The sequence below is a fragment of the Luteimonas sp. 3794 genome (genome assembly GCF_031456825.1).
Taxonomy (GTDB): Bacteria; Pseudomonadota; Gammaproteobacteria; order Xanthomonadales; family Xanthomonadaceae; genus Luteimonas.
The window spans coordinates 108171-125516 of the sequence record NZ_JAVDVJ010000007.1 but is presented as its reverse complement, the minus strand read 5'-3'; the positions used below and the strand labels follow the sequence as shown (position 1 = coordinate 125516).

General features: G+C 66.5%; 15 protein-coding genes. 11 read left to right on the top strand and 4 right to left on the bottom strand.

What is annotated here, in order from left to right:
• Nucleotides 1–49: 49 nt before the first annotated feature.
• Nucleotides 50–1825: a DUF2207 domain-containing protein gene (locus J2X52_RS11580; RefSeq protein WP_310153262.1), complete on the bottom strand. Its 1776-nt coding sequence runs from the start codon at nt 1823–1825 to the stop codon at nt 50–52.
• Nucleotides 1826–2286: 461 nt separating this feature from the next.
• Here J2X52_RS11580 and J2X52_RS11575 point away from each other — a divergent pair, with 461 nt between their 5' ends.
• Nucleotides 2287–3621 (top strand): hypothetical protein, encoded by a 1335-nt coding sequence (locus J2X52_RS11575; protein WP_310153260.1) that lies wholly within the window; start codon nt 2287–2289, stop codon nt 3619–3621.
• Nucleotides 3622–3635: 14 nt separating this feature from the next.
• On the opposite strand, the gene J2X52_RS11570 is transcribed toward J2X52_RS11575, so the two are convergent.
• On the bottom strand, nt 3636–4379 hold the full coding sequence (locus tag J2X52_RS11570) for a DUF1828 domain-containing protein (protein ID WP_310153257.1): 744 nt from the start codon (nt 4377–4379) through the stop codon (nt 3636–3638).
• A gap of 694 nt (nt 4380–5073) precedes the next feature.
• On the opposite strand from J2X52_RS11570, the gene J2X52_RS11565 reads away from it, so the two are divergent.
• The 7 genes from J2X52_RS11565 to cls all read left to right on the top strand — a co-directional run bounded on the left by J2X52_RS11565 (nt 5074) and on the right by cls (nt 12070).
• Entirely contained in the window at nt 5074–5799 is a 726-nt protein-coding gene (locus J2X52_RS11565) for a DUF3348 domain-containing protein (protein WP_310153254.1), read from the top strand.
• Nucleotides 5800–5809: 10 nt separating this feature from the next.
• Nucleotides 5810–8161, top strand: a complete 2352-nt coding sequence (locus J2X52_RS11560) for a DUF802 domain-containing protein (protein ID WP_310153251.1) — start codon at nt 5810–5812, stop codon at nt 8159–8161.
• A complete protein-coding gene (locus J2X52_RS11555) occupies nt 8158–8802 on the top strand; it encodes an OmpA family protein (protein ID WP_310153248.1) in 645 nt (214 codons plus the stop codon). The genes J2X52_RS11560 and J2X52_RS11555 overlap by 4 nt, the downstream gene beginning before the upstream one ends.
• Nucleotides 8792–9400, top strand: coding sequence for a DUF2894 domain-containing protein (locus J2X52_RS11550; RefSeq protein ID WP_310153245.1), 609 nt, complete (start codon nt 8792–8794; stop codon nt 9398–9400). Before J2X52_RS11555 ends, J2X52_RS11550 begins: the two co-directional genes overlap by 11 nt.
• A gap of 318 nt (nt 9401–9718) precedes the next feature.
• On the top strand, nt 9719–9955 hold the full coding sequence (gene rpmB / locus J2X52_RS11545; protein ID WP_096209782.1) for a 50S ribosomal protein L28: 237 nt from the start codon (nt 9719–9721) through the stop codon (nt 9953–9955).
• A gap of 11 nt (nt 9956–9966) precedes the next feature.
• On the top strand, nt 9967–10131 hold the full coding sequence (gene rpmG, locus J2X52_RS11540; protein WP_096296520.1) for a 50S ribosomal protein L33: 165 nt from the start codon (nt 9967–9969) through the stop codon (nt 10129–10131).
• A 514-nt stretch (nt 10132–10645) separates the two neighbouring features.
• Entirely contained in the window at nt 10646–12070 is a 1425-nt protein-coding gene (gene cls, locus J2X52_RS11535) for a cardiolipin synthase (RefSeq protein ID WP_310153228.1), read from the top strand.
• Nucleotides 12071–12154: 84 nt separating this feature from the next.
• Here the strand turns inward: cls and J2X52_RS11530 are convergent, their stop codons facing one another.
• A complete protein-coding gene (locus tag J2X52_RS11530; protein ID WP_310153226.1) occupies nt 12155–12697 on the bottom strand; it encodes a DUF924 family protein in 543 nt (180 codons plus the stop codon).
• Between the two features lie 101 nt (nt 12698–12798).
• On the opposite strand from J2X52_RS11530, the gene J2X52_RS11525 reads away from it, so the two are divergent.
• A complete protein-coding gene (locus tag J2X52_RS11525) occupies nt 12799–13221 on the top strand; it encodes a hypothetical protein (protein WP_310153225.1) in 423 nt (140 codons plus the stop codon).
• A 462-nt stretch (nt 13222–13683) separates the two neighbouring features.
• On the opposite strand, the gene J2X52_RS11520 is transcribed toward J2X52_RS11525, so the two are convergent.
• Nucleotides 13684–14460, bottom strand: a complete 777-nt coding sequence (locus J2X52_RS11520) for an AMP nucleosidase (RefSeq protein WP_310153222.1) — start codon at nt 14458–14460, stop codon at nt 13684–13686.
• Nucleotides 14461–14628: 168 nt separating this feature from the next.
• Here J2X52_RS11520 and J2X52_RS11515 point away from each other — a divergent pair, with 168 nt between their 5' ends.
• Together J2X52_RS11515 and J2X52_RS11510 are read left to right on the top strand one after the other, a co-directional pair.
• Nucleotides 14629–16014: an amidohydrolase family protein gene (locus J2X52_RS11515; RefSeq protein ID WP_310153220.1), complete on the top strand. Its 1386-nt coding sequence runs from the start codon at nt 14629–14631 to the stop codon at nt 16012–16014.
• Entirely contained in the window at nt 16011–17312 is a 1302-nt protein-coding gene (locus J2X52_RS11510) for an amidohydrolase family protein (protein WP_310153219.1), read from the top strand. Before J2X52_RS11515 ends, J2X52_RS11510 begins: the two co-directional genes overlap by 4 nt.
• Nucleotides 17313–17346: the final 34 nt, after the last annotated feature.

The following is a 17346-nucleotide window of genomic DNA, read 5'->3' as shown; positions in this document are numbered from 1 at the left end:
GCGCCCGACCTGTCCGCAACAGGTCTGGGGTTGCGACACCAGTCGCCCGTCAGCGCCCGCCGCCGCCTCCACCACCGCCACCGCCACCCGAGGAGCCCCCGCCGCCGCCGCCGAACGAACTGCCCGACGAGCTGCCTGGCGGCGTCGATGACGACGCGATATGCGAGGCGAAGCTGCTGCCGATGGCGGTGCTGAAACCAGCGACATCGCCGATGCCCGCGCTGCCGCCGCCGGTGGCGTGATACCAGGCGATCGACGAGGTCGCTGCAACGGCAGCGGCGCTGCCGACGGCTGTGGTGAACTTCGTCGTCCACGCGTCCTCCACGTCCAGCGCCACCGCGTAGGGCAGCAGGAACTCGAATCGCTCGGCATCAAGCGCAGGCTCGCCCTCGCCCTCGCCCGGGCCCTGCAGGCGTTGCAGATCCTGCTGTTCCGCAACGGTCAGATAGCGGCGGAAGCCTTCGATGCGGTCCCACATCGCACGGGTTTCCGGCCAGATGGCCGAGATCAGGAAGGCGAACGCGAAGAACGTCACGAGCATCGCGACAAGAACCGGCACCAGCAACGGCAGCACCAGGCCGGTGCTGGTGAAGACGCCGAACAGCACCGCGACACCCGCGAAAACGACGCCGATCAGCGCCATGACGCCGACGCTGCCGCCGTTGAACCTTGCCAGCCCCCGGGGGAAACGCACGGCCATCGCCTGTTCGATGCGGCGCTGGTGCGCCGACTGGATCCTCTGCATCTGGCGCGCCTTCGTCTTGTCCAATTCCAGCGTGTCGCCGGCCTTGAACAGGTCGGCCAGCAGCGCCTGTTGCGCGTCAGTGACCGCGCCACCACCGGACGCGCGCACGACGCGCCAGACCTCGTCCCGCGACGTCCCTTCGCGATGGATGGTGACGTGGCCGGCGACCGCCAGCGCCAGCACATCCGCCGAGAACGCGCGTGCGTCGACGTGGTTCCTGCGGATGTAGCGCAGCGTCGCGGGCGACAGATCGTCGGGCGGGTCGTAGGTCACGACGATCGGACCGGGCTTCGGGTCGCGTCCGACCTTGTGCCAGCGCGTCACGCCGTAGAGCAGCATGAGGATCAGCCCGGTCAGCGCGATCAGCGGCGCGCGGTTGTCGCTGAGCAGCCACAGCACGCGCTGCTGCCTGGACGGCTCGGGCAGCAGACCTTTCGGAAAGGCCAGCACGGTCGTCAGGCCCTCGGCCGGACCGAGCGGCGCGGTCAACGTCCAGCGTGCCTCGCCGGGCCCGGTGATCTCTGCGGTGCAGGCCTGCGCCCGCGAGCCCTGCACGCCGGTCCAGCATTCGGGCAACAGATCGGCGGCGGGCACGTCCTGCGGCAACCGCAGCGTCGTAGTGCCGGTGTCGATCGCGAAGTCCCAGCCGGTGCCGATCGCATTCCAGTACAGCTCGTCATGCGTCTCGAAGAAACCGACCTGGCGTGTCGTGCGATAGCGCAGCGTGTAGGTGAACTCACCCGGCAACGGCAGGAAATTGTCGTTGCCGGTGTTGATGCGCACGCCATTCGCGCGGTTCTCGATGAAGAACGGCTCGGGCCTGCCGTCGCGCTGCAGGCCGAGCATTTCGAATGCGACCGCGATGCGGTTGCCGTGGCGGTCCGTATAGCGCGTGGGGAAATCGCGATAGATGCCGCGGCGCACCCGGTTCCCCTCACCGCGCACGCGGATACGCTCGGTCACTTCAAGACTGCCATCGGCGTTGAGCTGCAGATCGCTGTCGTAGGACAGAATGCGTTCCTGCGCCAACAGGGGCGCGGTGCACAGCAACAACAGACACGACAGCAACAGACGGATCATCGTAGGGTTCCGGAGAGGGGGGCGCGCGAAGGCGCCACGATGCTACCCGACACGTGATCGGTATTTGCAGTCCGCCATTGGGGCAGCCGACGTACGCCTTCATCTGAAATCGATACAGTCAAACGCATGACGTTCCTCGAACTGCTCAAGGATGGCGGTCGCGCATCGCTCGACGCGCTGTTCCCCCGTCGCCAGGTGCTGACGAACCTGCGTGCAAAATGGGGGCAACCAGGCGACAAGGTGCACAGCGGCATCAGCCGTTACTTCGATCTGACACGGGACGCATCGGCAGGCGACTTCGTGGACGACCAGACCTGGACCGACCTCGAGTTCCCGCGTCTGTTCGTCGATCTGGACACGACGGAGAGTCCACTCGGCAGCCAATACCTCTATCGCCAGCTCCGGCGCTACGTCGAACCGTCGCAGGCCGCCGCGCACTACGCCAGCTGCCAGGCGCTGCGTTGCGCGAACGCCTGCAACTCGCACTGGCGGCTCTGGACACGGCATCGAACTGGCAGCTGGCCCGCTTCATCTTCGGCGCGCCACCCGAAGTCGGTCCACTGCACCGCCTGTTGCCATGGTGGAGCCTCGTCTGTGTTGCAGTTCTGGTGCTCGTGGTCGCAACGCCGCTGCCGATCTGGGCGCTGCTGCTCACGGTCAGCGTCAATCTCCTGTTGATCGTCTGGCTCTCGGCGCCGCTGTTCCGCGACATCGAACTGCTCAAGGGCTGCAGCCAGCTGCTGCGTGTCGCCGACGGCCTGGCCCGGGTTCGCAGCGGCGCATCCGACTTGCCGCAACTCGACCGCCTGCGCGCCGAAGCGCCGCTGCGGCGCAAGGTCCGCGGTTCGCTCGGCTGGATCGCCGTCCTGTATTCGCCGTGGGTCCAGAGCATCGCCATCTGGTTGAATCTCTTGTGTCTGCTCGAACTCGCTGCCTACGGCCGCACCGCCACGCGCTTCGTTCGCGTGCGTACGGAGCTCGCGGCGACCTTCGAGAGCGTGGGCGCGGCGGATGCCGCCATCGCGGTCGCCTCGTTCCTCGAACAACGGCCGCAGCATTGCGAGCCCGTGATCTCGAAAGGATCGCTGCTCGACCTCGTCGACGGTACGCACCCGCTGACGAAGCGACCGGTTCCGAATTCGATCCGGCTCGACAGGCGCTCAGCCCTGATCACCGGCTCCAACATGGCCGGCAAGACCACCTTCATCAAACTGGTCGGCATCAACCTCATCCTCGGCCGCACGCTCGGCTTCTGCTTCGCCAGCAAGGCGACGCTGCCTCACACGAGCGTCATGGCGGTGATCCGTGGCGAACACTCGGTCGAATCCGGCAAGAGTCACTATTTCGCTGAGATGAGCGCGATCCAGACCTTCATCGAACGCGCGGACCGCGGCACCTGCCGTCTGTTCCTGATCGACGAACTGTTCAACGGCACCAACACCGTTGAGCGACTGGCCGCCGGCCGAGCGGTCCTGGAACGGCTCGGTCGCAATGCGCAGGTGCTGGTGACCACACACGACGTCGAGCTGCAGGACGACGTCACCGGCCCGTACGAGCTCTACTACTTCCAGGAAGATCCGGATGTCGACGGCTGGTTCGACTATCGGTTGCGCGCCGGACGTACTGATCGGCGCAATGCGATCCAGCTGCTGGCGCGCAACGGTGTTCCGGCGGATCTGGTTGCCGATGCGTTGGAATACGCGGGTACTTATGCCTTGAAGCAACCGGGCGCTCTAAGAGAGCCTCGCAATCGTCGAGCACACGACGGAGAAAGCGGCGTCATCGGCTCTGAATAGCAATTCTTCAAAGCTCATGCAGCGAGGGCTAGATCACCACCGTCGTAGACGATCACGTCCGCCTTATCTGCAAAATAGCGGCGCGCATGAGCGGCGTCCTTCGCATCTTCCATCACTGCAACCAGTCGAACATCCGAGCGCGCCCCACGTACATCAGCGAATTTTCCGCCTGCCTCATAAACGTTCTTCCAAGCAATTCGGCCATCACCATCACCTGCAACGGGCTGAATCAGAACAGGCCTAGCCGTGTCCATATCCAGACCATAAGGAAACTGCAGCTGATGCCCGCTGATACCGGTAATGAAAGGCTTGCGTTGAATGCGACCAACATAGCTCGATTCCAGCGCGACACCCACTAGCCGCTCAAATCTAGTGGTGTCCTTAGGACGATGCTTCACGCCGAGCACGGCGATTTCGTGTGCTGCCTGAACGAAGTTCGCCAGGATGTATGCCAACTGATCCGCGTCACATCGGGCGCGCATCGTTCCGTCGGGAGCCATCTCCAATCCGTGCGCCGCAGCGATCGCTGCATAGCGCTTCGCACGATTGCGAGTGATCTCCGCGCCACTGACTGCGGCCCTAAAGGTTACATCGCCGTCGTCAGTCAAAAGGAACTGACCATCTCCTAGATCACGGACATAAGCCCCAATTAACGCGCCGTCATCGGGCATCGTCAGATTGCTTTCGAGATAACCCGCGCCGTCAGCGAGCTTTACATACCGACCACACAGCGCTTTTGCGACAAGATCATGATTCATAGATCCATCTCCATCTGCCCTTCCGGCAACGAAAAGCTAGGAGCACCTTCAATATTTGCGAGTTCTAAGAAGAGTTCCCAGAACGCGAGGGGAGTTCCCGGCTCGAGAGGCTCTGCATACCCATAGATCGAATCGTCGGCGATAAGATGCAACTGGGGATGCCCCACTCGAGCTTGGAAATAGGGAAGTCCACGACCAACCTCGTTGTAGTGACAACTGGGACCACCATCATCGATGCCAACGACACGCTTCGAAGAGCAGAAAAGGCTTATCGAAAACTTGGGAGGAACTCCCGGGACATTGGAATCCTTGTAGTACCCGCTGACAAAGAGGTCAGCGCTCTGGATCTCCGGATCTTCCGCGTACGCCAACGGGGCTCTGAACTTATGCCCGGGCGGGGGCCCGGCGCCATTCAATACCCATCCCATCTCAACACCTGCGACCCAAACTTTGGGCGCTGCCACAGCGCGCCGCAGCCTTCTGATCTCTTCCACGCTTGGCATTCCCGCCATAGCACTGTCCTTACACAATCATGCTCTGATTCTGCCAGTTGACAGCCCTGCATGTCCTGAGCACCCCTTCGGGAACCAAATTTCGCAGAAGGGCTAAGGAGAGGGCTGCCGTCTACTAGGGTGTAGTCAGTGACCTGACTTCCCCAACCTCGGCAAGCCCAGCACTGTAAAATCGCCGTCTTTTGCGCGCACCCTCCTTGGATTCCCCGCCCCGCCCTGCCTTTCGCGGCCCGACCTTCATCCGGCTGCTGGCCCGCCTGACCGACGACACCCTGCCGCAAGGCGGCACGGCGCCGGCCGAGCGTCTGAGCCAGTGGCTCGACTGGACGCGGGCGGTGGTGTTGTCGAAGGTGCTGGACGCGAAGGCGTCGGAGGCTGAACAAGCCACGCAAGTGGTTGATCGCGATGACGACGCCGTCTGCGCGAAAGCGCGGGCGACATTGCTGGCATCGATCGCCGAGGCGCCGGAGCTGGCGATCCCGCAACCGCAGGCAGACGTGGCGTCGCACGACGACGCAGCCGCACCGGAGGCCCCGAGCGACTTCGCGCCGTTCCGCCAGCGTCACTTGGCGCTGCAGCGCTCGATGCTGATCGCGACGGGCCGGTTGCGCGGCGATCTGCGCGACCGGCTGGCACAGCGTTCGCCCGACATGGCGCGGCTGGCAGAGGTGGATGCGGTGATGGAGGGCGCGCTGAGCCCGCGCGAGCACGCGCTGCTCGGCGCGGTGCCGGCACTGCTCGAAACGCATTTCGAGCGGCTGCGGGCCGCCGCAGATACATCGGCCACGGATCCATCCGCGGCCTGGCTCGATGGTTTTCGCAGGGACATGCAGGGCGTGCTGATCGCCGAGCTGGATGTCCGTTTCCAACCGGTCGAGGGGCTGCTCGCAGCGCTTCGCACCCACTGACGCAGTGCTTATGTCCTCACGCAGTCCCACCACCGCTCTCCTTCCCGCGTTCGCGTTCGCCCTCGGCCTGGCCGTGGTCGGCTGGATCGCCATCGGCTACATCGGCTCGAACACGCTGGCGCTCGCCGTCTCGCTGTTGATCGGCGCCTGTTATCTCGCCGGTGGTCTGGAGCTGCTGCGCTATCGGCAGGCGACAAAAACGCTGACCGATGGCGTCGCGCAATTGAGCGATCCGCCGTCGTCGCTGGGCGACTGGCTGGGTGGGCTGGATGCCGGTTTGCGCAACGCGGTGCGCCTGCGCATCGAAGGCGAGCGCGTCGCGCTGCCGGTGCCGGCACTCACGCCGTACCTGGTCGGCATGCTGGTGCTGCTGGGCATGCTGGGCACGCTGCTGGGCATGATGGTGATGCTGCGCGGCACCGGCATGGCGCTGGAGACGGCGACCGATCTGCAGGCGATGCGCGATTCGCTGGCCGCGCCGATCCAGGGCCTGGGCGTCGCGTTCGGCACGTCGATCGCGGGCATCGCGGCCTCGGCGATGCTGGGCCTGGCCTCGGCGCTTCTGCGCCGCGAACGTGCGCACACCGTGCAGCTGCTGGATGTGGCCGCGGCGACAACGCTGCGCGTGCATTCGCAGGCGCACCAGCGCGAGGAAACCCTGCGTCTGCTGCAGCAGCAGACCGAGGTGATGCCGGCGCTGGTCGAGCGGCTGGGCGCGATGATGGCGACGATCGAGCAGCAGAGCGCCGCCACCGGCGAACGTCATGCCGCAAGCCAGGACGCGTTCCACGGCCGCACCGAGGCGGTCTACGCACAGCTGGCCGCATCGGTCGAGCGTTCGCTGCAGACCAGCGTGGCCGAGGGCGCGCGCGCGGCGACGGCCGCACTGCAGCCGGTGTTCGAAACCACGATGGCGGCGCTGGCACGCGAGACAGCAGCGCTGCAGGCGACGGTATCCGATGCGGTGGAGCGGCAGCTGCAGGCACTCAACACAAGCTTCGACGCGTCGACCGCAGCCGTGACCGAGCGCTGGCAACAGGCGGTGGACGGCCAGCAGGCGGCGAACGAAACCCTGGCGCGCGATCTGCGTGGCGCGCTCGACGGCTTCAATTCAACATTCGACCAGCGCGCGAACGGCCTGCTCGGCGAAGTCACCACGCGTCTCGATGCGACGACCGCGCAGACCGCCGCGCTGCACGACACCGTGACTGACGCCGTCGACCGCCAGCTGCAGGCGCTCAACACAGGCTTCGACGCATCCACGGCCAGCATCGCCGAGCGCTGGCAGGACGCGCTGACCGCGCAGCAGGCCGCGCATGCCGCGCTGACCTCCGATCTGCGCAGCACACTCGACGGCATCGGCGAGACCTTCGCGCAGCGCGCGACCGCACTGGTGGACGGTGTCGCCACGCGTCTTGATGCGACCGCCGGCAGCGTCAGCGCCGCATGGAACGACGCGCTGGCGAAGCAGGTCGCAACCAATGAAACCATGAGCGCGCAGCATCAGCAGGCGCTGACTGCAGCCGCGGCGACATTTGAAACGCACTCGGCCACGCTGCTGCAGAAGGTCGACAGCTCGCACGCCGACCTGCAGACCGCGCTCGCGGCGCAGGACGCCCAGCGCCTTGCCGCGTGGACCGACAGCCTCAACGCGATAGGCACCGCGCTGCGCGAGGACTGGGCCCAGGCCGGCGCAGAGACCACGCGTCAGCAGCAGGCGATCTGCGACACGCTGGCGACCACCGCGGACACCATCGGTGCGCAGACACAGGCGCATGCCAGCGCGACCATCGCCGAGATCTCGCGCCTGATCGACACCGCGTCTGAAGCGCCGCGCGCGGCTGCGGAAGTCATCGCGGAACTGCGCCAGTCGCTGTCGGAAAGCATGGTGCGCGACACCGCGATGCTGGAAGAACGCACGCAGATGCTGTCGACGCTCGACACATTGCTGAGCGCGGTGAATCACGCCTCGACCGAACAGCGCGCGGCGATCGATGCACTGGTCGCAACCTCGGCCGATCTGCTGGAACGCGTGGGCACGCGCTTCACCGATCACATCATTGCCGAGACCGGCAAGCTCGATGGCGTGGCGACGACGCTCAGCGTCGGCGCGGCCGAAGTCGCGAGTCTCGGCGAAGCGTTTGGCGCGGCGGTCGAGGTCTTCGGCGAATCGAACCAGCAGTTGGCGACGCGCCTGCAGGGCATCGAGGACGCACTGGAGAAATCGCTGGCGCGCAGCGACGAGCAGCTGGCGTACTACGTAGCGCAGGCGCGTGAGGTCGTGGATCTCAGCGTGCTGGCGCAGAAGCAGATCATCGAAGACCTGCAGCAGCTCGGCGCATCGCGCGCCGCGTCCGCATGAGCGTCGAACTGGACGGCGATCACGAATCGTCCGCGCCCATCTGGGCCGCGTTCGGCGATCTGATGTCGGTGCTGCTGGGCGTGTTCGTGCTGATCCTGGTCGGCGTGATCGGCGTGCAGCTGCAGCTGGAAATGAAGCTGGACGCGGAGATCGCACAGCGCGAAGCGGAAACGCAGCGCCGGCAGACGCTGGAGCAGGCCCTGGCCGCGCCCCTGGCTGCCGGACGCATCACCCTGGTCGACGGCCGCATCGGCATCCGCGGCAGCGTGCTGTTCGCGGATGCGTCCGACCAATTGCAGCCCGAAGGCCGCGAACTGCTGCAGAGTCTGGCTGGCCCACTGACCGAGTATCTGGCGTCGCGCGACGAGATCCTGATGGTCAGCGGCTTCACCGACGACCGACTGGTGCGCGACGGCAACCGGTTCTCGGACAATCTGGAGCTCTCGGCGCAGCGCGCTTTGAACGTGACCCGCGGCCTGATCGCCGCGGGTGTCCCGGCCGAATCGGTGTTCGCCGCCGCGTTCGGCGCGCAGCAGCCGGTGGGGTCCAACGATGACGCCGAAGGTCGCGCGCAGAACCGTCGCGTGGAGATGGCGCCGGTGCCCCGCCTGCAGGCCGCCGCCAGTCCTGATGGCCGCTGATCGCCTCGACATCGACGCGGTGCTCGACGGGTGGCGTGCCACCGGGGCCGATCGCCTGGATCCGTTGCGCTTCCATCGCATCGCGGCCTTGCATCGCCGCGCAGCGGTGCTGGACGGTGCGGCGCGACACGCGCTCGATGCGAAGCTGGCCGCCCTGGTAGACGCGTACACACGCGATGTCGAAGGCTGGCCGCGCGAGGCGATCGATGGCACGCCGGTACGCGGCGTGCTGGGCACCCTGGTCGACGGCATGACCGCGCGCACGCAGCACGCGTCAGCGAACGCGGCCTATCCCGAGTTACCCGCCGTCGACGAGTTCCGCACGCTGTGGTCGACGCTGCGCACCGGCAGCCAGGTCCGCAAATCCCTAGCTGAAGTGCCGACCGGCGCCGGTCCGCTGAACTCCGCCGCCCTCGCCCATCGCTCGCTGACCCTGATGGGCGGGCTGTCGCCGGAATACCTGCGCCAGTTCCTCGCCTACGTCGACACGCTGTCGTGGCTGGAGACGCTGCAGGACGCCGGCGTGCTGACCGGCAAGGACACCGCGCCACCGGTGGGCGCGAAGCCGCGCAAGCCGCGGGCACGCAAGCGGGGCTGAGTGCGTTTCATCGCATCCCTGTAGGAGCGCCCTTGGGCGCGATGGGGCTTTCCCTGCACCGTCGATCGCGCCCAAGGGCGCTCCTACAGGGGCAATTCGAGGCCTTGTTGCCCCAAGGCCTTGCGCGGCAAAGGGAATTTCAGCATAATGGCCGGCTCGTTGCGTCCAGCCCATGGAAACATGGCCTGACCTGCCTTCCGGAAGCGCGATTCCCCGGCAGTGGTGCAGCGAGACTCCTTCCCGTACCGCGCGATGGCCACGCCATCGGGGCCGCCATCTCCCTGGCTAAGGGCGATATCAAATACTTCGAGGTGCGTAATGTCCCGAGTCTGCCAAGTCACTGGCAAGCGTACGACGCATGGCAACAACGTGTCGCATGCCATGAACAAGACCCGTCGCCGCTTCATGCCGAACCTGCATGAGCGTCGTTTCTGGGTTGCCAGCGAAAACCGCTGGATCAAGCTGCGTGTATCCACCAAGGCCCTGCGCACCATCGACAAGAACGGCATCGACGTCGTCCTCGCCGAGCTTCGTGCCCGCGGCGAAAAGGTCTGAGGAGTTAGAACATGGCAGGCAAGCGCGACAAGATCCGTCTGATTTCCTCGGCCAACACCGGGCATTTCTACACCACGGACAAGAACAAGAAGAACACCCCCGGCAAGATGGAGTTCAAGAAGTACGACCCCGTCGTCCGGAAGCACGTGATCTACAAGGAAGGCAAGATCAAGTGACCTGACGGCCCGCGCGCGCAGCGCGTGGCTGCCGGAAGGTCATCCCCGCGAAGGCGGGGATCCAGCGCCTCCTTACGAAACCCGCCGCAAGGCGGGTTTCGTGTTTTCGGGATTCTGGAAGTTGCCGGAGGCATGCGCGCGCCGCGCGCCCCAACCCCTCTACCCCAGGGGCAAGTAGTCCCAGAGGGAGAGGGGCTCAGTCAACGGCCCGGCAAACGTGCGAGCCACTACCCACGGCCCATCATCCCGGACGGCGCGCAGCGACGATCCGGGATCCAGCGCCTTCAATGCAGAACCCGCTGCCAGGCGGGTCCTGTGTTTCTGGGACGTGGCATTGCTGCCAGTTTACGCGCGCGCAGCGCGCGCCCTCACCCCAACCCCTCTCCCGAAGGGAGAGGGGCTCGAAGCGCTATCGCGACGTTTGAGTTGCAGAACTTCCGCTTTAACTCTGCCGGTGCACGAGGCGGCCTTCGGATGACGTGCCCCGCCACACCCGCATGCCACACTCGAACGCATGTCGAATGACGACCTGCACATCGGCCTGTGGATTCTCGTCGCCGACTGGCTGATCCGGATCGCGGCCCTGCTGTGGATTCCGGCGCGCACGCGCTCGTCGGCCGCGCGCAGCTGGTTGTTGCTGATCGGGTTCGTGCCGTTGCTCGGGCTGCCGGCCTATCTGCTGCTCGGTCATCCGTGGCTGTCGAAGCTGCGGCGCGAGCGCCAGGCGCAGGCATCGCGATTGATCCGGCAGCGGCAGATGCCGTTGACCGCACTGCGCTGGTGTCCGGCGGATACATTCTCCGCCCAGGCGGATGCGGCGCGGCTGGTGGAACGGCTCGGTGACTTCATGCCGACCAACGGCAATGCGGTCGAGCTGCTCGACGATTACGCAGGCTCGCTGCAACGCCTGGTCGACGACATCGACGCGGCGACGCGCGAGGTGAACCTGCTCTATTACCTGATGCGCGACGACGCCACCGGCCGCAAGGTCGCCGATGCGCTCGAACGTGCCGCCCGGCGCGGCGTGCGCTGCCGCTTGCTGCTGGACGCGGTGGGCGCCAAGCCCGGACTGCGGGCCTTCCGGCGCACGCTGCGCGATGCCGGCGTCAGCGTGCAGGCCACGCTGGCCGGCGGATTCGCATGGCGGCGCAGTGCGCGGATGGACCTGCGCAACCATCGCAAGATCGCGGTGATCGACGGCCGTCTCGCGCTGACGGGGTCACAGAACCTGGCCGATCCGGAATTCGTCCCCGGCCATCCCAACCGCGAGGTCGTCGCGCGGGTGCGCGGGCCGGTGGTCGCACAACTGCAGGCGTTGTTCGCCAGCGACTGGTACATCGAAACCGGCGAGGTGCTTGAAGTCGATGCGCCGCCGATCGCACCCAGCGGCCACGTGGCGGCGCAGCTGCTGCCGAGCGGGCCGGCGTATCCGTTCGAGAATGCACGCGACGTGCTCATTGCACTCGTGCAGCGTGCGCGCAGGCGGGCGGTGCTGGTGACGCCCTACTTCGTACCCGATGAGGCGACGCTCGGTGCGCTGCGTGTGGCCGCCCTGTCAGGTGTGTCGGTGCAGCTGATCCTGTCGGCCACAAACAACCAGCGCCTGACCGCCTGGGCGCAGGCGGGCTTCTACGACGAGCTGCTCGCAGCCGGCGTGCGCATCGCCTTGTACCGGCCGCACTTCCTGCATGCCAAGCACCTGAGCATCGACGACGACATCGCGCTGGTGGGCTCGAGCAATCTCGACATCCGCAGCTTCATGCTCAATGCCGAGGCCGGCCTGCTGTGCTTCGACGCCGGCGTCGTGGCGCGGCTGCGCGAGATCGAGCTGGACTATCTACGCGAGTCGGACGTGCTCGATACCGAAGACTGGACGCGACGGCCGGCCTGGCGGCGCAGCGTCGAAGGCATCGCGCGATTGGCGGATTCGTTTTTGTGACGCTGGGGACGCGCTTGCGCGTGCTTCGGCTTCCGCAGGAAGGCCCATCGCGCGCAAGCGCGCTCCTACAGATTCAGTGCGCCACTAGAAGCCGCCGCCTTCGTCGAGCCAGGTCTGCTCTTCAGGCGTATTGATGCGACCCAGCGCGCGGTTGCGATGCGGGAAGCGGCCGAAGCGCTCGATGACGTCTAGGTGCGCCTGGGCGTAGTTGCGGTACGCGTCGTTGTCGACATCGGCAAAGAGTTCGACCGAGCGTTTCTGGTCAGCCAGGTCTTCCGAATGCTCGAACGGCAGATAGACGAAGCCGCGCAGGTCGGCCTGGAAGCTGCGGTCATGGCCGGCGTCGATCATGCGCTGCGCGTAATGGCGCGCGAGACTGTCGGTGGCGAACGCATGCCCGCTGTCGCGGAAGATGTTGCGCGGAATCTGGTCGAGCAGGATCAGCAGCGCGAGGCCGCCTTCCGGTGTGTCGAGCCAGTGTTCCAGCTCGCGCCGGCCCGCAGCGAAGTGCGCCTCGCGAAAGCGTGCGTCGCATTCGCGGTCGAAGGCGTCGCCGCCCTGGAACCATTTCTGCATGCCGGCGTCGCGCCAGAAAGCGACGACATCTTCAGGGGTGATCGTGTCCATGATGGCAGACTAGCGCGGCCGGACGGCGCGCGCACCACGTGTCGTTTCGTGCGCACGCAGCCCTATACTCGGCGCGATTCCCACATTCATCGGAGTGCTTCATGACGCGTCGCCCGATCCGCCTGCTGCTGCCTGCCCTGTTTTTCCTGTCCGGTGTGATGCTGCTGGCCGCCTGCCAGGGTGGAGACGCCGACAAGGCGCTGCTCGAGGCTCCGGCCGTCGGCGACATCTATGCCGCGCAGCTGAGCGAATTCTCCGATTACGAGTTCACCGACGAGAACGAGAAGCCGATCGATCCGGCCTACGGCCTGATGAAGGTCGTATCCACCGATGCCGCCGGCGTGGTGGTGATCACCGAGAACGCGGCTGCGGCCGACAAGTCGGTGGCCCGCAGCGACATCCGCGGCGACCTGTCCGGCACCGAGTTCGACGAGAGCGAGCAGATCCAGATTGCCAAGGCCGACCTGATCCAGGCGCATGCGGATGGCCTGATCTACGTGGTGAAGCGCCCTGCGGCGAACTGAGTTCGGCGCGATGGTGGCATGAAAAAGCCCGGCGGATGCCGGGCTTTTTTGTGGGTACGCTTCCGATCATTGTTCGAGCCCCTCCACCATGGAAGAGCAGCTGAAGTGAGCGTGCTTTCGATGTGCCTCACGACCTGCCCTCACCCGAAACGGCTGCGCCGTTTCGACCTCTCCCGGAGGGAGAGGTGCTTTCAAAGCTTGAAGCCCCTCTCCCTCTGGGGTGAAGAGGCATGTTTGCGGGCCACTGGCCTGCGTGCAGATGAACGACCCCGCGGCGAGGCGGGGTGCGGGGCGCGGAGCGGGGGTTGGGGTGAGGGTGCTTTTCGCAGTTCCTCACGTCCTTCCCTCACCCGATGCGCTTCGCGCGTCGACCCCGGATCAGGTCCGGGGCAGGCTCTCTCCCGGAGGAAGAAGGGCTCAAAGCTCAAGCGGTCTCATCCTCTGGAGGAAACGCTCGCCGCCTTACTCGTCGAACCGCAAATGCCTGACCGACTTGCCATGCCTACGGATCAGCTTCAGCGCCTCGATGCCAATGTTGATGTGCCGCTCGACGAAGTCCGCGCTGACCAGCGCATCGGAGGCTTCGGTCTTGACGCCTTCGGGAATCATCGGCTGGTCACTGACCAGCAGCAGCGCGCCGGCAGGAATGCGGTTCGCGAAGCCGGCGGCGAAGATTGTCGCGGTTTCCATGTCGATGGCCATGCAGCGCATCGCGCGCAGGCGTTCCTTGAACGCGGCGTCGTGTTCCCAGACGCGGCGGTTGGTCGTGTAGACGGTGCCGGTCCAGTAGTCGTGGCCGAGGTCGCGGATCATCGTCGAGACCGCACGCTGCAGGGCGAACGCGGGCAGCGCCGGCACTTCGGGCAGCAGGTAATCGCTGCTGGTGCCTTCGCCGCGGATGGCTGCGATCGGCAGTACCAGATCGCCGAGCTGGTTCTTGCGCTTGAGGCCGCCGCACTTGCCGAGGAACAGCACGGCCTTGGGCATGATCGCCGACAGCAGATCCATCATCGTCGCGGCGTTGGGACTGCCCATGCCGAAGTTGATCATGGTGATGCCGTCGGCGGTAGCGCTGGGCATCGGCCGGTCGAGCCCGACGACTTCGGCGCCGCTCAGGCGTGCGAAGTGATGCAGATAGCCGCTGAAATTGGTCAGCAGGATGTGTTCGCCGAACTGGTCCAACGGTACGCCGGTGTAACGCGGCAGCCAGTTCTCGACGATCTGTTCTTTTTCTTTCATCGCCCGTTCTCCTTCTTTTTTGCGGCCATTCTCGCACGCGACCGGACCGGCATCCGGACGCGAGGCGGCGGTCGCAGCGCAGATCGGGGGCGCGCGGGTACACTCGGCCATCGCCCGTGGCGCGCACTGCATGCGGCCGCGGACCGTTCAACGTACCGGGGAAATCCGATGTCTCGTCTCCTGTCGGCCGCGCTCGCGGTCGCCCTGTTCGGTGGCTGCGCCAGCACCGCCACGTCCGGAAAGCCGGCCACCGCGTCCGGCGGCGCGCATGTGGGCGCGAACGCCTACGCCAGCACCTACGTGCCGATCGCCTCGGCGCCGGTCCTGATCACCAATGCCACCGTGCTGATCGGCGACGGCCAGCGTCTCGACGGCGCGGACGTGCTGCTGCAGGACGGCCGCGTTGCGGCGGTCGGCGTCGGTCTCGACGCGCCGGCAAACGCGCAGCGCGTCGACGGCACCGGCAAGTGGGTGACGCCGGGCATCATCGACGTGCATTCGCATCTGGGCGTGTATCCGAGCCCGGGCGCCAGTGCGCACAGCGACGGCAACGAGATGACCGCGCCCAATACCGCGCAGGTCTGGGCGGAACATTCGGTGTGGCCGCAGGACCCGGGCTTTGGCGCGGCGCTCGCCGGCGGCGTGACCTCGCTGCAGATCCTGCCGGGGTCGGCCAACCTGGTCGGCGGCCGCGGTGTGACCCTGAAGAATGTCGCAGCGACGACGGTCACCGACATGAAGTTTCCGGATGCGCCCTATGGTCTGAAGATGGCCTGCGGCGAGAATCCCAAACGCGTCTACGGCCAGAAGGGTGGCCCGGCCACGCGCATGGGCAATGTCGCCGGCTATCGCGCCGCCTTCATCGACGCCGCCGAATACCGCAGCAAGCAGTCGGGTGATTCGCCGGGCAAGCGCGACCTCAAGCTCGAAACGATGGCCGGCGCGATGGATGGCGACATCCTCGTGCACATCCACTGCTACCGCGCCGACGAGATGGCGCAGATGCTGGATCTGGCGAACGAGTTCGACTTCAAGGTCACCGCCTTCCACCACGGCGTGGAGGCCTACAAGCTCGCCGATCGCCTGGGCGCCGAGGGTGTCTGCGGCGCGCTGTGGGCCGACTGGTGGGGCTTCAAGATGGAAGCCTTCGACGGCATCCAGGAAAACATCGCCATCGTCGACCGCGCGCCGGGTGGCTGCGCGATCGTGCATTCCGATTCCGACGAAGGCATCCAGCGCCTCAACCAGGAAGCTGCCAAGGTCATGGCCAGCGCGCATCGCGCGGGCATCGAGATCACGCCCGAACACGCGATCCGCTGGCTCACCGAGAACGCGGCGAAGTCGCTCGGCGTGCTCGAGCAAACCGGCACGCTGACCGCCGGCAAGATGGGCGACGTGGTGCTCTGGAACGGCAATCCGTTCACGGTCTACGCGCTTGCCGAGCAGGTGTGGGTCGATGGCGCGCACGTCTACGACCGCTTCGATCCTGCGCGTCAGCCGGTGTCGGATTTCATGCTCGGTCAGGGCGCCGCGGCCAATGGAGGTGCCCGATGAGCCGCCGTCTGCCTCGCGCGATGACGCGCCTGCTGGTCGTCGGCGCATTGCTCGCGGCGACCCTCCCCGTCGCCGCGCAGTCGGTGCTGATCCGCGGCGCGACCGTGCACACCGCCGGCGCCCAGGGTTCGCTGCAGAACACCGACGTGCTCGTGCGCAATGGCCGCGTGGCCGCGATCGGCACAGGCCTGTCCGCAGGCGATGCACAGGTGGTCGAGGCCAACGGCCGTCCGCTGACGCCGACCCTGTTCGGCGGCGTGACCGGCATCGGCATTGAGGAAGTGTCGGGCGAAAGCGGCACGCGCGACGATCGTCTGTCGCTCGGCGAGGCCAGCGACATGGCCGTGCGTCCGGAGTTCGACGTCACGCTGGCCTTCAATCCCGACTCGATCGTGATCCCGGTGGCGCGCGTCGAGGGCATCGGCTTTACGCTGATCTCGGCCGGCAGCGCGAGTTCGATCATCGGCGGCCAGGGCGCGGTGATGCGTCTGGACGGCAGCGTCGATCCGGCCGGCCCGAAGGTGCTGTATCTGTCGCTCGGCGCAGATGGTGCGGAGCAGAGCGGATCCTCGCGCGCCGCACAATGGATGCTGCTCGACCAGCTGATCGACGAAGCGCGCGGTCGCCTACCGGCCGATTCGCACGTCGCTGCGCTGACCCCGGCCGGCAAGCGTGCACTGGCGCCGTATCTGGATGGCCGCGGCACGATCGTCGTCGGCGTGAATCGCGCCGCCGACATCCGTCAGCTGCTGCGCTGGTCGAAACGTCATGGCCTGCGCATCGCGATCCGTGGCGGCGCCGAAGGCTGGCGCGTTGCGTCGGATCTTGCGGCGGCCAACGTGCCGGTGTTCGTCGATCCGCTGGTGAACCTGCCATCGGACTTCGACCAGATCGGCGCGACGATGGAGAACGCCGCGCGCCTGCAGGCCGCAGGTGTACGCGTCGGCTTCGCCCAGGCCGGTGACGCGTCGCACAACGCGCGCAAGCTGCGCCAGCTCGCCGGCAACGCCGTCGCGCATGGCCTGCCGTGGGAGGCGGGTCTTGCAGGCCTGACGCGCGTGCCGGCGGAGACGTTCGGCGTGGGCGGGTCCATCGGCACGATCGCGGTCGGCCGCACCGCGGATCTGGTGCTGTGGTCGGGCGATCCGCTCGATGTCACCAGCACCGCGGACCAGGTGTGGTTCGACGGCCGCGCGATCGAAATGCGCTCGCGGCAGACGGAACTGCGCGATCGTTACCTGCGTCCGGCGACGCCGGCGACCGAAGGCGGATTGCCGCGGGCGTACCGGAAGCGGTAAGGTGAGCACCTCTCCCTCTGGGAGAGAGCCTGCC